The organism is Sagittula sp. P11, from assembly GCF_002814095.1.
In the GTDB taxonomy this organism is placed as follows: Bacteria; Pseudomonadota; Alphaproteobacteria; order Rhodobacterales; family Rhodobacteraceae; genus Sagittula.
This window is the reverse complement of record NZ_CP021913.1, coordinates 3,448,697-3,462,928: the sequence shown is the minus strand read 5'-3', so window position 1 is coordinate 3,462,928 and position 14,232 is coordinate 3,448,697. Positions and strand designations below refer to the sequence as shown.

Here is a 14,232-nt window from a genome sequence, read left to right as displayed (position 1 = left end):
AACAGGAATTCGCGGCAACCGCGCCCTTCATCTGGTGCGCGGGACCTCTGCCGAACAAGATTTAGTGCCGATTTTGGCCACATTCTTGCCCGATCTGGTATGGATGCGCGGAACATCCAACTAGATGTAGGCAGATCTGGCGCCCCAAATTTTTTCCCATGATTTCCCACCGGACTGGCAGGACGCATGGGATGTGGGTCATATTTACCACAATTCAGGGCGAGATATACGCTCTTATCCACAGGGAATCATCTCACCTCGCCGTGAATCACCGCGACTCGGCCAATTTCAGCCGAGTCGCCCGTGACGGATTCGGCGGAGCCACCCCTCTCCCATCCATTCCCATGCGAAACCGCCCATGCTGTCCCACGCCATCCCGCGGGACGCTCGTCTTGACCCTCCCGGCACGCTCCTAGATACCGGGCGCAAAGGAGGCCCCATGACGACGCCCCGCATCACCGACAGCCATTGCCACCTCGATTTCCCGGACTTCGCGGACAGCCGGCCCGACGTCATCGCCCGCGCGCTGGACGCCGGCGTGCACCGGATGGTCACGATCTGCACGAAGCTCGCGAACGAACCCGCGGTCCGCGCCATCGCCGAGGACAACGACGCCGTGTTCTACGCGGCGGGCGTCCATCCCATGAACGCCGCCGACCACCCGCCCGTCACCACCGGGATGCTGGTGGACATGGCGAAGCACCCGAAGTTCGTGGGCATCGGCGAAACCGGCCTCGACTACCATTACACGGCCGAAAGCGCCGAGATCCAGAAACGGAGCCTGCGCACCCATATCGAAGCGGCGCAGGAAACCGGCCTGCCGCTGATCATCCACGCGCGCGCCGCCGACGACGACATGGCCCGCATCCTGACCGAAGGCTACCGCGCCGCTCCTTATACCTGCGTGATGCACTGCTTCTCGTCCTCCGCCGAGCTGGCAAAGGCCGCACTCGACCTCGACTTCTACCTCTCGATGTCCGGGATCGCCGCCTTCCCCAAAAGCCAGGAGCTGCGCGACATCTTCGCCGCGGCCCCGCTCGACCGCATCCTCGTGGAAACCGACAGCCCCTACCTCGCGCCGCCGCCCTACCGCGGCAAGCGCAACGAACCGGGCTACGTCGTGCACACCGCCGAAAAGGGCGCCGAGGTCTTCGGCCTCTCCTACGAGGAGTTCGCGGCCCGGACAGAGGCCAACTTCGACCGCCTCTTCGCCAAGGCCGCGGCGTGGCAGCGCGAACCGGCCCGGGAGGCGCGTGCATGAGCGCGACGCTGCGCTTCACCATCCTCGGCTGCGGATCGTCGGGCGGCGTGCCGCGCCTCGGCGGGCACTGGGGCGACTGCGACCCGGCCAACCCGCGCAACCGCCGCCGCCGCTGTTCGCTGCTGGTGGAACGGACCACGCCCGACGGCACCACCTGCGTGCTGATCGACACCAGCCCCGACATGCGCGAACAGCTTCTCGACGCCCGCGTGGGCCACCTCGACGCCGTGGCATGGACCCACGCGCACGCCGACCATACCCACGGGCTCGACGACCTGCGCCAGATCGTCTTCAACACCCGCAAGCGCCTCGACGTCTGGGCCGACGGCGACACCCAGAACGACCTGATCGCGCGCTTCGGTTACGCCTTCGTCCAGCCCGAAGGCTCGCCCTACCCGCCGATCCTCAATCTGCACACCATCGACGGCGCCTTCACCATCGAGGGCGCGGGCGGCGCCATCACCCTGACCCCCTTCAAGGTCAACCACGGCAGCATCGACGCGCTGGGGTTCCGCATCGGCGACCTCGCCTACCTGCCGGACGTGATCCGCATCCCCGAGGACGCCTGGCCGCATCTCGAGAACCTCGACTGCTGGATCCTCGACGCCCTGCGCCGCACGCCGCATCCCACGCACGCCCATCTCGACCTCGCGCTCGAATGGATCGCGCGGGCCGCGCCGAAGCGCGCCGTCCTGACCAACATGCACATCGACCTCGACCACGACACCGTGGCCGACGAGACGCCCGCGCACATCACACCGGCGCACGACGGCATGACCATCAGCTATGCCGTCTGACTGTCGCCAGACGCGCACCCCGTTCCCGGCGCAGCCCGATACCCTTCATCTTGGCCCCAAATACCTCCGCCGGAGGCACCCGGCCCCACCGGCGGCACGAGGCCCGCAACTCCGGTATCCGGCCAAACCGGCGCGCCACCGCGACGCGCCAAGCGCGGCGCAACCCCGCACCCCACACATCGCATCCTCTTGCCGACGCCCGGGCGTTGCCGCATGATTTCCGGACTTTCCTGACCATGTTCGCCCTTCTCAGCGTCATCCTGCCTGTCTTCCTCGTCATCGCCGCGGGCTATCTCGCCGCGTGGAAGGGCGGGTTCGGCGACACCGCCGTCGACGGGCTGATGAAGTACACCCAGCAATACGCCATCCCCTGCCTGCTGTTCCGCGCGCTCTGGACGCTGGACCTCGGGCCCGAGATCGACCCCCTCATCCTCGTCTCCTTCTACACCGGCTCGGTGACCTGCTTCACCGTGGGCCTGCTCGCCGCACGCTTCATCTTCCGCCGCGACTGGGAAGACTGCGTGGCCATCGGCTTCTGCTGCCTCTTCGCCAACTCCGTCATGCTGGGCCTGCCGATCACCGAGCGCGCCTTCGGCACCGATGCGCTGGCCGCCAACTACCTCATCATCGCGCTGCACTCGCCGATCTGCTACGGCATCGGCATCACCGCGATGGAGATCGTGCGCGCCCGCAGCGCCGGCACACCGAACTCGAAACTGCCCGCGATGGTGGTGCGCGCGATGTTCCGCAACGCGCTGGTCATCGGCATCGTGCTCGGGCTCTTCGCCAATCTCGCCAGCCTGCAACTCCCCGCGGTCATCACCGATGCGCTCGACATGATGATCCGCTCGGCGCTGCCCGCCGCGCTCTTCGGCATGGGCGGGGTGATGTTCCGCTACAGGCCGCAGGGCGACTTCCGGGTGATCGCGATGATCTGCGCCGTCTCGCTGGTGCTGCACCCGGCGATCACCTGGACGATGGGCACGCTGACCGGCATCTCCACCGGCGCCTTCCGCTCTGCGGTGCTGACCGCGGCCATGGCGCCGGGCATCAACACCTACGTCTTCGCCAACATGTACGGCCGCGCCCGCCGGGTCGCGGCCTCGGGCGTGCTCTTCGCCACCCTGCTTTCGGTGCTGACCGCCGCCGTCTGGCTGGCACTTCTGCCCTGAAACAGTCACAACACGTGAGCAATGCGCATGGCCCAGCCGGGCAATGCGCCCCCAAAATACGAAAGACAGGACGACCATGGCCCGCAGGAACACCACGCTCGGCATCTTCTTCATGCTGGTCTTCTGCGCCTTCGCGCCGGTCATGGATGCCTCGGCCAAGGCCACCCCGGTCGAGGTCCCCGTCACCCAGATCCTCGCCTTCCGCTTCGGCATTCAGGTGCTGCTGCTCTACCCGCTGGTGATGGCGCTTTCGCTGCCCTCCCGCACCACCGGCCGGGAAGTCGTCTTCCACCTCGCCCGCGCCGCCACGCTGACGCTGGCGACCTACTGCTTCTTCACCGCGCTGCGCTACATGCCGGTGGCCGACGCCATCGCGATCTTCTTCGTCTCTCCCTTCATCGTGACGCTGCTGGGCGCGCTCTTCCTGAAAGAGCCGATCGGCTGGCGCCGCAGCCTGGCCAGCCTCGTGGGCTTCGGCGGCGCGCTGCTGGTCATCCGGCCCAGCTTTGCCGACCTGGGCGTCGTGGCGCTCTTGCCGCTCGCCACCGCGCTGATGTTCGCGATCTACATGCTGCTGACCCGGGCCATGTCGCAGCGTGCGCACCCGCTGGTGCTGCAGGCCCACACCGCGCTCGCGGCCAGCCTGATGACCATCCCGCCCATGCTGCTGCTCGACGGCACGGGCCTCACGTATTTCGACCCGGTCTGGCCCAGCCCCTACGCCTGGATGACCCTCATCGCGGTCGGCACCGTCGCCACGATCTCCCACGTCTTCCTGACCTTTGCGCTGCGGCTGATCCCGGCGGGGACCGTCGCCTCGCTGCAGTATTTCGAGATCGTCGGCGCCACCATCGTCGGCTTCCTGATATTCGGAGACTTCCCGACCCCGCTCACCTTCCTCGGGATCGCGATCATCATCGCCTCCGGGCTTTACAACATCGCGCGCGAAAGCCGCCTGTCGGAGATCCCCGAACGCGCCGCCCCCCCGCCGCCGTAGGCCCGCCGCCTCCGGGCGCCCCGCGGGATGGCGGGTGGGGCGATGCGCAAAGCGCGAGCGTCCGGGTGAAACCCGGCCCACCCGGCATCCCGGCGAGCATCCGTCTGGACCTCCCGCGCGGCCGCACTTAGGGTCGCCGCATGTCCAGTGATCGCCCCCTTCTCGGCATCGGTCTGATGCTCGCCTTCTGCCTGCTCGCCCCCTTCGGCGACGCGCTTGCCAAGCTTCTCGGCCCGCACTTGTCGGTCGGCCAGATCACCACCCTGCGCTTCGCCGCGCAGGCCATCGTGCTGGTCCCCCTGTCGATCGCTCTGCGCCGGTCATGGCGGATGAGCGCGGCGACCTTCGGCCTCCTCTTCCTGCGCACGCTGATGCACATCGCCGGGATCGCGCTGGTGGTGACCTCTCTCCTGTACCTGCCGCTCGCCGACGCCATCGCCATCGCCTACGTGATGCCCTTCATCGCCCTGCTGCTGGGTCACCTGTTCCTGGGGGAAACCGTCGGCCCGCACCGGCTGGCCGCCTGCGTCGCGGGCTTCGGCGGCACCCTCCTCGTCCTGCAGCCCGCCTTCGCCGACGTGGGCGCGCCCGCGCTGATCCCGCTGGGCGTGGCGCTCGTCTTCTCGATCTACATGCTGCTCAGCCGCCAGCTCGGCAGCCGCCTCGACCCGATCGCGCAGCAGGCGGCGGCGGCGCCCATCGCGCTGGCCATCCTGATCCCGCTCATGGCGCTCACCCCCGAAAGCATGACGCAGACCAGCTGGATCGATCCGACACCGCAGCTCTGGGGGCTGATCGCGCTCATGGGGCTGGTCGGCAGCACCGCGCACCTGACCATGTCCTGGGCGCTCAAGTACGCCCCGGCCAGCACGCTCGCTCCGATGCAATACCTCGAGATTCCCTTTGCCGCCTTTGTCGGCTACCTGATCTGGGGTGACCTGCTCGGGCCGCTGGCCACGCTGGGCGTCGCCATCACCATCGCATCGGGCCTTTACGTCGTCATGCGCGAGCGGGCCACCGCGGCGCGCGCTCCAGCCCCGAAACCAGTGCATTCAGGTGCGCCACCGACAGGATAAGCAGCATCGACGGGGTGGCGAAGGTCAGGCGCACCGGACCCACCGCCTCGTTCGAGGTGCCCACGGCCCCGCCGGGGCGAAAGTGCAGCCCCTCCAGCGGCCAGCGCAGCCCCTCGGACAGCCCGCCCGCTTCTGCCATCGGGAACAGCGACACGCGCTCCCCCGGCCCGAGGTCCAGCGTCAGGTCCGGCGGGCACAGGCAGACCACGTCCTCCGGCCCGACCAGCACGCACCGCCGGTCCGGCCGCCGCACCAGCACGTTGATCGCCGCAAGCTGATGGTCCAGCCGCGCGCCCAGAAACCCGTAGCCCAGCACCAGCGGCGCCTCGATATGGCGCAGGCACTTGTCGAAATCGGTGCTGTCCTGTTCCGTGATCGGACGCAGCACACCCGGTGCAAGCTGGGTCTGGATGTCGCCTGAAAGGGAGTCCATGTCGCCGAAGACCGCCTCCGGCATATGGCCCAGACGCAGCACGCGTTCGGCACCACCGTCCGCGGCCACGACCGGATTGTTGCCGGAAAGTGCAACCGCCAGAGCGTCATCATGGCACTCTCCACCGCCCACCAGCACGACTGGCCCGGAACTTTCAACAATTTTAGTCTTCATGTACGCTTAATGGCCTTCTGGGAAACAGATCACAATCTGGTCACGAAATGATACTCTTAACGGCGCAGATTCGGTCAGCTTTGGCCCGGGTGATCGTGGTAAACGCACTGTTGCATACCGAATGAAAGTGAGCAGCACATGGTGAGTTCGAGCAAAATCCTTACGGTTTCTTACGGCACCTTCTCCTGTACGGCCGAAGGTTTCGAGGATCCGCTCGCCGTGGTGAAGGACACGACACACTTCTTTCGCGGTGTCGTCAACGCCGACCGCTTCTTCGGGGCCGAACCTCCACAGTTCGATCCGGAACTCGCGACAGAGATGATGCGCGCCCGGCTCGCCGCCGAGGGACAGGAAGGCACGCTCACCCTCGGGTCCGCGGCGGCCGCCTCTTCCGGTGCGCTGGCTGCCGCCCTCGCCGCCGGCCCTGCCCGCGCCGCGACACATCAGGCCGAGGCCTTGGACGACGACCGCGACAGCGCCGGTCTTCTGCCCGACGACGACACGATCGAGGCGACCGCCGTTCTGACCGAACGCACCGTCGACCTCGAACAAACGGACATGACCGGCGCTGCATCCGGGATCATGGACCACACGGCGGCCTCGCCCGCCCCGGAGGTCTCCGCGCCTGCTCCGCGGACCTCCCCCTCTGAAAGCGTGGCGGCCAAGCTCGACCGCATCCGCGCCGTGGTGGCCAGCACCGCCGCCGCCGAAGATGCCCGCGCCGCAGCCGCCGCGCAGGACGCCGAAGCCGAAAAGGCCGATGACGCGCCAGAACCCATCACAGGTTTCGAGGACGAGCCCGCCTTCGTCTCCGAAGTCGAGCTGGAGCCCCACCTCGACGCCGATGAGGTGCCGGACACCGCCGACGCGGTGGAAGACACGCACGTCATGGCCGAGGAGGACGCGGCAGAGGACGACAGCACAGATCCGGAGGAGGCAGCCGCCTTCGACGCGACCGATGACCTGGCGGACGACCTGTCCGAACCGGAGGTTGCCGGGGAAGAGACCTACGACGACGACATCGAGGACGTCGACGACGACGCCCTCTCGGCCCTTCTGGGTGAACTGGAAAGCGACTCCCGCGGCACCGCCGTCTTCTCCGACAAGTCCCTGGCCGACGACATGTCCGCCGCGCCGGTCTCCGAACCGATGGACGACAGCGTCTTTGCCGACAGCATCGCCAGCCTGCTGGGCGAATCCGCCGAAGACGAGGACGACGACGACACGCTCGCCGCCGATCCCTCCATCGCCGCCGCCCTCGCCGGTCTCCACGCCTATGACGAGGACGACGAGGATGAGGCCGTCACCGACGAAGACGCGGCCTACGACGACACGGACGACACCGACACCCCCTACGCCTCCGCCGATGTCGACAACGTCTTTGCCGAGGACATGGCCGACGAACCGCAGGACGAACCGGCGCCGCAGCCCCGCGCCCGCGTGGTGAAGGTCAAGCGCGCCGATTTCCTGCGCGCGGTCGAGGCCGGCCACATCGAAGAGGTCGAGGACGAAGACGACGAGGACACCGCAGCCGCACCGCCGGCAGTCCCGATGTCCGACCTCAGCACCCTCTCGCCCGAGGAAGAGGAAGAACTCGCCCGCGAACTCGCAGCGGTGAAGGCCGAACTCACCGGCGAATTCGACGACTGGGACGAAGAGGACGACGAGACCCACAGCGCCGCGCTGGCAACCGCCGCCACGGCGCTGCCCGAGGACGAGGACGACAGCTGGGACGCCCCCTACGCCGCCGCCGTCACATCCGGCGACAACGCCTTTGACGAGGACGACGACACCTACCTCTCCGACGACGGGATGGACGATTACGAGGACGACGACGAAGACGATGAGCCGCGCGCAACCGCGCCGCTGCGCCTCGACAATCCCGTCTCCACGCCCGACGCCGAAGACGACGCCGCGGGCGACGATTCCCTCTCCGCCCTGATCCGCGACTCGGCCCGCAAGACGGTGAAGATGGCGAGCCCGGCCCGCGCCCTCCTGACGGAGCGCGAGGTCAAGGACGTCGATACCCTGCGCCTGATGGACCAGACCGACACGGAGATGGACGAACCCGAGGGCAGCCGCCGCCGCACCGCGATCGCCCACCTGCGCGCCGCCGTCGCCGCGACCAAGGCCGACCGCCTGCTCGGCCGCCGTGCCGACGCCGCCGAGGAACAGGAACCCTACCGCGAGGATCTGGCCAACGTGGTCCGTCCGCGCCGCCCGCAGGCCACCGCCACCCGCACCGAACGCCCCGCCGAGGTGACGCCTGTCACCCGCCCCGCGCCGCTCAAGCTGGTGGCCGAACAGCGGGTCGAGGACCGCATCGGCGGCAGCACGGGCGCGCCTACAGGCCTGCCCCGCACGGTGCCGGTCCGCCCGCGCCGCGTCCGCCGCGCGGCCGACCTCCAGCCGCAGGAAACGCCGGAGGATGCCGCCTCCGCCGACGGTTTCGTCGCCTACGCCGAGAAGGTCGGCGCCAGCGACCTGCCGGAGCTTCTCGAGGCGGCGGCGGCCTACATGGCCTACGTCGAAGGCCGCGACCAGTTCTCGCGCCCGCAGCTCATGTCGACCGTGCGCTTGGCCGAGGCCAGCGAATCCAGCCGCGAGGACCGGCTGCGCAGCTTCGGTCAGCTCCTGCGCGAGGGGAAGATCAAGAAGACCGCCGGGGGCCGCTTCACCGCCTCCGAACGGATCAGTTTCAAGCCCGACCGCGCCGCGGGCTGATCCGCCGCCACGGCATCCAGACACAAAGACGCCCCGCCGGTCATCCCGGACGGGGCGTTTTCATTTTCCAGACCGGCAAGGACCGAAGCGGACCATCACGGGATGGTGGGCGGGGCGCCTTTGCCGTCAGGCAAACAGCGCCCGCCCGGCGTCACTCCTCGTCGCGCGGCGCGTCCGGGTCGGCCTGCCCCACGCCGCGAAAGACGAAGCGGAAGGGCACCGCCCAGAGCACGCCCAGCACTACGTAGACCAGGAACTCCAACCAGATCGCCGGACGGTCCAGCCAGTTCACCAGCGTCACCGCCGCCACGATGTAAAGCGGCATGCCGATCACCAGGATCACCAGCGACCACCGCCGCCGCGCTTTGTAGGACAGGGCCATGCGCTCAGTCCGCGAACGGGTCGGTCACGAGGATCGTGTCCTCCCGCTCCGGCGAGGTCGAGAGCAGCGCCACCGGGCAGCCGATCAGCTCCTCCACCCGGCGCACGTACTTGACCGCGGCGCCCGGCAGGTCCGCCCAAGACCGCGCGCCCTCGGTCGATTCCGACCAGCCTTCCATCTCTTCGTAGACCGGCACGCAGCGCGCCTGCTCTTCCGAGGCGAAGGGCAGGTAATCCAGCCGCTTGCCGTCGAGGTCGTAGCCCACGCAGATCTTCAGCGTCTCGAAGCCGTCCAGCACGTCCAGCTTGGTCAGCGAGATGCCGTTGACGCCGCTCGTCGCGCAGGTCTGGCGCACCAGTGCCGCGTCGAACCAGCCGCAGCGCCGCTTGCGGCCCGTCACCGTGCCGAACTCGTGGCCGCGCTCGCCCAGCCGCTGACCGTCCGCATCGTGCAGCTCCGTGGGGAACGGGCCCTCACCGACGCGCGTGGTGTAGGCCTTCACGATGCCCAGCACGTAGTCGATGGCGCCCGGGCCGATGCCCGTCCCGGTGGCCGCCTGCCCGGCGATCACGTTGGACGAGGTGACAAACGGATAGGTGCCGAAGTCGATGTCCAGCAGGGCGCCCTGCGCCCCTTCGAACAGGATACGCGACCCGGAACGACGCTTTTCGTTCAGAACCTTCCACACCGGGGCCGCATAGGGCAGGATCTCCGCCGCGATCTCCTTCAGCGCGGCGATCAGGCCCTCGCGGTCCACCGGCTCGATGCCCAGGCCCTTGCGCAGCGGATCGTGGTGCTGCAGCGCCCGGTCGACGCGCGCGACCAGCGTCGCCTCGTCTGCCAGATCCGCGACACGCACCGAGCGGCGGCCGACCTTGTCCTCGTAGGCTGGGCCGATGCCGCGCCCGGTGGTGCCGATCTTCGTGCCCTTGGAGGCCGCCTCTTCCCGCGCCCGGTCCAGTTCGCCGTGGATCGGCAGGATCAGCGGCGTGTTCTCGGCGATCATCAGCGTCTCGGGCGTGATCTCGACGCCCTGCTCGCGGATCGTCGCGATCTCCCTGACCAGGTGCCAGGGGTCCAGCACCACGCCGTTGCCGATCACCGACAACTTGCCGCCGCGCACGACGCCGGACGGCAGCGCGTTCAGCTTGTAGACCTTGCCGTCGATCACCAGCGTGTGGCCCGCGTTGTGGCCCCCCTGGAAACGGCAGATCACGTCGGCGCGCTCGGACAGCCAGTCCACGATCTTGCCCTTGCCCTCGTCGCCCCACTGGGCGCCCACGACAACCACGTTTGCCATATCCCCGAGTCCCTCCGGTGTTCTCAAACCCGCGCACGTATAACGTCGGTGCCCGGGGCGCGAAACCGCAAAATGTGCGGCATCCCGCCCGCTTCCGCATGCCACGGGACTGGACAGCCGCCGTGGCAAGGGCCACCTAGGCCAAAACCAGACGGAGACGCCCATGTCCTTCTTCGCCCGCTGGCTCTTTGCCTTCCTGCTGCTGGCCGCCACCTACAACCCGACGGCATGGAACTACACCCGCTGGGCGCTCGCCAACTACGAAGCCCAGCTACCGCTCACCGTGCTGCTGGGGCTCCTGCTGTTCGTCGGCTACGTCATCTACCTGCGCGCGACCCTGCGCTCCATCGGCGCCTTCGGGATGATCCTCGTGCTGGCGATCGTCGGCGCGGCGCTCTGGGTCCTGTGGGATGTCGGGCTGATCGACCTGTCGGACCCGGGCTTCGCCACATGGATCGCGCTTCTCGCGCTTTCGGTGGTGCTGGGCATCGGCCTCAGCTGGTCGATCATCCGCCGCGCGCTCTCCGGCCAGGTCGATACCGACGACGTGGAGGAATAGGCGGGCGGGCGCTTTCGGCCAGAGGCCGAACAGGGCCGCCCCGGCCCGTTTCGCCGCCCCCGCGACCTGCCGTCCCCCGTCATCGGCTTGCGCATGCCGGCTCATTCCCCTACATGACCGCAAACCCAAAGCGTGACCGCGAGCACCAATGCAAAACGTCATCCTCATCATCCACCTCCTTCTCGCCCTCGGCCTGATCGGAGTCGTGCTTCTCCAGCGCAATGAAGGGGGCGGCCTGGGTATGGGCGGCGGTGGCGGTCCGGCGGGCGCCCGCGCGCCCACCACGCCGCTGGCAAAGGTGACTTGGGTGCTGGCCATCGCCTTCATCGTCACCTCGATCACCCTGACGATCATCGCGGCGCAGAACTCTGCCGGGACCTCGATCCTCGACCGTCTCGCACCCGCGGGCCGCTCCACGCAGGAAGAGCCTGCGACCACGCCCGGCGGTGACATCAACACCGACGACCTGCTGGCGCCGCCGTCCTCGGGCGGCAACACCGACGCGCCGCTGGTCCCCAGCGCGGACTGACACGCGCCACAACGGCGAAACGCATGACAAAAGGCGGCCTCCGGGGCCGCCTTTTCCGTTTCGTCTGTATGCCCGGCGACTCAGCCGAAGTCGAAATACCCGTCCCCGGTGCCGAAGGCATCGAAGCCCGGTCCGTCCTCCACGTCAGCGGCCGGGTAATCGTCCATGCCGCTTGAGCCGCCGGTCTGGACGGAGGTCACGAAGACCGGCTTCACCTTCACCGCTTCACCGTCCCCGCCGTTGTCACGGAAATCGAAACCGTCTTCGTCCTCGCCGAAAAAGCGCCGCACCGGCACATAGCGATACTCGTTGTCGTTGCCCGCCGCGGCACCCGCCGTGCCGCCCTCGCGGTACTCGATCACCTCGGTCTCTGTGCCCAGCCCGGACACGTCGGAGAATCCCCCCAGCGCGCTGCCGCTTCCGCTGTAGGTCCCGGTGATCCTTCCGTAGTTCAGTGAAAACTGTTCCATACTCATGCCCTGCTTCGAAAATGTCTGGTTCGGTCAATGCGGCGATCGTGCCGCATGTTTTGCCGCAGCAACAGTCCGTCATTCCCGACCTTGAAGCGCATCGGCTGCACGCAGCCCCGGCAGACCCGCCCCGCAAGCCCGGCACGACCCGGACGCCCCGGCCCGCCACACCGCGGAACACCGCCCGGAACCATCCCATAGCGCCCAGAGAGCCCGATCCCGACCTACAATCCCTTGCACCGCCCCCCGCCGGGGCCAACAGCATATTGCGCCCCGGCTGGACTTTCCGGTCCGAATCCGCTATACGCCAAATCCCGTGTTGCAGCCGATGACACATGCGGTACAAGCCGCCTGTCCAACGGCTGATCACCCGGTCGGACGACACTCGAAAGACCGGAAATACAGGCAAAGACACGGGGTTTCCTGATGGCGCGTTTCATCTTCATCACCGGCGGTGTGGTCTCTTCGCTCGGCAAGGGACTGGCTTCCGCCGCGCTGGGGGCGCTGTTGCAGGCAAGGGGCTTCTCCGTCCGTCTGCGCAAGCTCGACCCCTATCTGAACGTCGATCCGGGCACCATGTCGCCCTTCGAACACGGCGAGGTCTTCGTCACCGACGACGGCGCAGAGACCGACCTCGACCTCGGGCACTACGAACGCTTCACCGGCGTTCCGGCCCGCATGACCGATTCCATCTCCTCGGGGCGGATCTACACCAACGTGCTCGAAAAGGAGCGCCGCGGCGACTACCTCGGCAAGACGATCCAGGTGATCCCGCACGTCACCAACGAGATCAAGGACTTCATCTCCATCGGAGAGGACGAGGTCGACTTCATGCTCTGCGAGATCGGCGGCACCGTCGGCGACATCGAGGGGCTGCCCTTCTTCGAGGCGATCCGCCAGTTCTCCCAGGACAAGCCGCGCGGCCAGTGCATCTTCATGCACCTGACGCTGCTGCCTTACATCAAGGCCAGCGGCGAGCTTAAGACCAAGCCCACGCAGCACTCCGTCAAGGAACTCCGGTCCATCGGTCTCGCGCCCGACATCCTCGTCTGCCGCTCCGAAGGGCCCATCCCGGCGAAGGAGCGCGAGAAGCTGGCGCTGTTCTGCAACGTCCGCCCCGACAGCGTGATCGCCGCGCAGGATCTCAAGTCGATCTACGAGGCGCCCATCGCCTATCACCGCGAGGGGCTGGATCAGGCCGTGCTCGACGCCTTCGGGATCACCCCCGCGCCGAAGCCCAACCTCGAGAAGTGGGAAGACGTCAACGACCGCATCTTCAACCCCGAGGGCGAGGTCACCGTCGCCATCGTCGGCAAGTACACCCAGCTCGAGGACGCCTACAAATCCATTGCCGAGGCGCTGACCCACGGCGGCATGGCGAACCGCGTCAAGGTCAACGTCGAATGGGTCGACGCGGAACTGTTCGAGCGTGAGGACCCCGGCCCCTACCTCGAGAACTACGATGCCATCCTCGTCCCCGGCGGCTTCGGCGAACGCGGGACGGAGGGCAAGATCAAGGCCGCGCAATACGCACGCGAGCACAAGATCCCCTACCTGGGCATCTGTCTGGGTATGCAGATGGCGGTGATCGAGGCCGCCCGCAACGTCGCGGGCGTCAAGAAGGCCGGCTCCGAGGAGTTCGACCACGAGGCCGGCGAAAAGCGGTTCGAGCCGGTGGTCTACCACCTCAAGGAATGGATCCAGGGCAACGAGAAGGTCAACCGCCGCCCGGACGACGCCAAGGGCGGCACCATGCGCCTCGGCGCCTACGACGCCGTGCTGACCGAAGGCTCCCGCGTGGCGAAGGTCTACGGCCGCACGACCATCGACGAACGTCACCGCCACCGCTACGAGGTCGACATCAAGTACAAGGACGCGCTGGAGGCCTCCGGCCTGCGCTTCTCGGGCATGTCCCCGGACGGCCGTCTGCCGGAAATCGTCGAATGGCCGGACCACCCGTGGTTCATCGGCGTCCAGTTCCACCCGGAGCTGAAGTCCAAACCCTTCGACCCGCACCCGCTGTTCAGGGACTTCGTGCGCGCGGCCAAGGAAGTGTCGCGGCTGGTCTGAACCGGCCAAGGCGGGGCGTGCCAAGGCTCTCCCGCCCGTCGACTGTCCGGTCACCTGGCCGAAGACCAGACCTGAAACGTGAACGCCCCGGGGCACGTTCTGCGACGTGTTCCCCGGGGCGTTCTCTTTCCCCGCTCTGCGGTTTTCCGGGCGGTCCGGGTGCCCTCGGCGGCCCGGTTACCAGAACCTTGACGAAAAACCCGGAACCGTGACGCAGCGTCACGGTCCAATGGTTAAGAACCGGCCGGTTAGACCCCTCAAACCGGCCGGTTCGCCCCTTCCAGCCCA

The 14,232-nt window shown here is 67.9% G+C and carries 13 protein-coding genes; 9 read left to right on the top strand and 4 right to left on the bottom strand.

The features are described 5' to 3' along the window. The first annotated feature begins 439 nt into the window (after positions 1 to 439). From CDO87_RS16895 to CDO87_RS16875, 5 genes are all read left to right on the top strand, one after another. Positions 440 to 1,261, top strand: coding sequence for a TatD family hydrolase (locus tag CDO87_RS16895; protein ID WP_100929864.1), 822 nt, complete (start codon positions 440 to 442; stop codon positions 1,259 to 1,261). Next, the gene (locus CDO87_RS16890) at positions 1,258 to 2,058 is read left to right on the top strand and encodes an MBL fold metallo-hydrolase (protein ID WP_100929863.1); all 801 of its coding nucleotides are present in this window, start codon (positions 1,258 to 1,260) and stop codon (positions 2,056 to 2,058) included. The genes CDO87_RS16895 and CDO87_RS16890 overlap by 4 nt, the downstream gene beginning before the upstream one ends. Before the next feature lie 236 nt (positions 2,059 to 2,294). After that, complete coding sequence (locus CDO87_RS16885; RefSeq protein WP_100929862.1) at positions 2,295 to 3,230, top strand: AEC family transporter; 936 nt, start codon at positions 2,295 to 2,297, stop codon at positions 3,228 to 3,230. Positions 3,231 to 3,306: 76 nt separating this feature from the next. Next, entirely contained in the window at positions 3,307 to 4,227 is a 921-nt protein-coding gene (locus CDO87_RS16880) for a DMT family transporter (RefSeq protein ID WP_100929861.1), read from the top strand. Between the two features lie 140 nt (positions 4,228 to 4,367). Beyond that, a complete protein-coding gene (locus CDO87_RS16875; RefSeq protein ID WP_100929860.1) occupies positions 4,368 to 5,303 on the top strand; it encodes a DMT family transporter in 936 nt (311 codons plus the stop codon). Here CDO87_RS16875 and CDO87_RS16870 read toward each other — a convergent pair. Then, positions 5,227 to 5,910, bottom strand: a complete 684-nt coding sequence (locus CDO87_RS16870; RefSeq protein WP_100929859.1) for a thiamine diphosphokinase — start codon at positions 5,908 to 5,910, stop codon at positions 5,227 to 5,229. The two genes, CDO87_RS16875 and CDO87_RS16870, sit on opposite strands and share 77 nt — an antisense overlap. 138 nt (positions 5,911 to 6,048) lie before the next feature. Here CDO87_RS16870 and CDO87_RS16865 point away from each other — a divergent pair, with 138 nt between their 5' ends. Continuing rightward, positions 6,049 to 8,634 (top strand): hypothetical protein, encoded by a 2,586-nt coding sequence (locus CDO87_RS16865; protein ID WP_100929858.1) that lies wholly within the window; start codon positions 6,049 to 6,051, stop codon positions 8,632 to 8,634. 151 nt (positions 8,635 to 8,785) lie between these two features. On the opposite strand, the gene CDO87_RS16860 is transcribed toward CDO87_RS16865, so the two are convergent. Together CDO87_RS16860 and CDO87_RS16855 are read right to left on the bottom strand one after the other, a co-directional pair. Further along, positions 8,786 to 9,016, bottom strand: coding sequence for a DUF2842 domain-containing protein (locus tag CDO87_RS16860; RefSeq protein ID WP_100929857.1), 231 nt, complete (start codon positions 9,014 to 9,016; stop codon positions 8,786 to 8,788). 4 nt (positions 9,017 to 9,020) lie between these two features. Beyond that, a complete protein-coding gene (locus tag CDO87_RS16855; protein WP_100929856.1) occupies positions 9,021 to 10,316 on the bottom strand; it encodes an adenylosuccinate synthase in 1,296 nt (431 codons plus the stop codon). 163 nt (positions 10,317 to 10,479) lie between these two features. Between CDO87_RS16855 and CDO87_RS16850 the strand changes: the two genes are divergently transcribed. After that, positions 10,480 to 10,875 (top strand): DUF6524 family protein, encoded by a 396-nt coding sequence (locus CDO87_RS16850; RefSeq protein WP_100929855.1) that lies wholly within the window; start codon positions 10,480 to 10,482, stop codon positions 10,873 to 10,875. Between the two features lie 148 nt (positions 10,876 to 11,023). Continuing rightward, the gene (gene secG / locus CDO87_RS16845; protein ID WP_100929854.1) at positions 11,024 to 11,404 is read left to right on the top strand and encodes a preprotein translocase subunit SecG; all 381 of its coding nucleotides are present in this window, start codon (positions 11,024 to 11,026) and stop codon (positions 11,402 to 11,404) included. 80 nt (positions 11,405 to 11,484) lie between these two features. Here the strand turns inward: secG and CDO87_RS16840 are convergent, their stop codons facing one another. Next, positions 11,485 to 11,874: a hypothetical protein gene (locus tag CDO87_RS16840; RefSeq protein WP_100929853.1), complete on the bottom strand. Its 390-nt coding sequence runs from the start codon at positions 11,872 to 11,874 to the stop codon at positions 11,485 to 11,487. A 426-nt stretch (positions 11,875 to 12,300) separates the two neighbouring features. Between CDO87_RS16840 and CDO87_RS16835 the strand changes: the two genes are divergently transcribed. Then, entirely contained in the window at positions 12,301 to 13,944 is a 1,644-nt protein-coding gene (locus tag CDO87_RS16835; protein WP_100929852.1) for a CTP synthase, read from the top strand. Positions 13,945 to 14,232 lie beyond the last annotated feature (288 nt).

What these genes read in the sequence shown, in the direction of transcription:
- CDO87_RS16895 (WP_100929864.1), top strand. Translation starts at nt 440, where the DNA reads ATGACGACGCCCCGCATCACCGACAGCCATTGCCACCTCGATTTCCCG.
- CDO87_RS16890 (WP_100929863.1), top strand. Translation starts at nt 1,258, where the DNA reads ATGAGCGCGACGCTGCGCTTCACCATCCTCGGCTGCGGATCGTCGGGC.
- CDO87_RS16885 (WP_100929862.1), top strand. Translation starts at nt 2,295, where the DNA reads ATGTTCGCCCTTCTCAGCGTCATCCTGCCTGTCTTCCTCGTCATCGCC.
- CDO87_RS16880 (WP_100929861.1), top strand. Translation starts at nt 3,307, where the DNA reads ATGGCCCGCAGGAACACCACGCTCGGCATCTTCTTCATGCTGGTCTTC.
- CDO87_RS16875 (WP_100929860.1), top strand. Translation starts at nt 4,368, where the DNA reads ATGTCCAGTGATCGCCCCCTTCTCGGCATCGGTCTGATGCTCGCCTTC.
- CDO87_RS16870 (WP_100929859.1), bottom strand. Translation starts at nt 5,910, where the DNA reads ATGAAGACTAAAATTGTTGAAAGTTCCGGGCCAGTCGTGCTGGTGGGC.
- CDO87_RS16865 (WP_100929858.1), top strand. Translation starts at nt 6,049, where the DNA reads ATGGTGAGTTCGAGCAAAATCCTTACGGTTTCTTACGGCACCTTCTCC.
- CDO87_RS16860 (WP_100929857.1), bottom strand. Translation starts at nt 9,016, where the DNA reads ATGGCCCTGTCCTACAAAGCGCGGCGGCGGTGGTCGCTGGTGATCCTG.
- CDO87_RS16855 (WP_100929856.1), bottom strand. Translation starts at nt 10,316, where the DNA reads ATGGCAAACGTGGTTGTCGTGGGCGCCCAGTGGGGCGACGAGGGCAAG.
- CDO87_RS16850 (WP_100929855.1), top strand. Translation starts at nt 10,480, where the DNA reads ATGTCCTTCTTCGCCCGCTGGCTCTTTGCCTTCCTGCTGCTGGCCGCC.
- secG (WP_100929854.1), top strand. Translation starts at nt 11,024, where the DNA reads ATGCAAAACGTCATCCTCATCATCCACCTCCTTCTCGCCCTCGGCCTG.
- CDO87_RS16840 (WP_100929853.1), bottom strand. Translation starts at nt 11,874, where the DNA reads ATGGAACAGTTTTCACTGAACTACGGAAGGATCACCGGGACCTACAGC.
- CDO87_RS16835 (WP_100929852.1), top strand. Translation starts at nt 12,301, where the DNA reads ATGGCGCGTTTCATCTTCATCACCGGCGGTGTGGTCTCTTCGCTCGGC.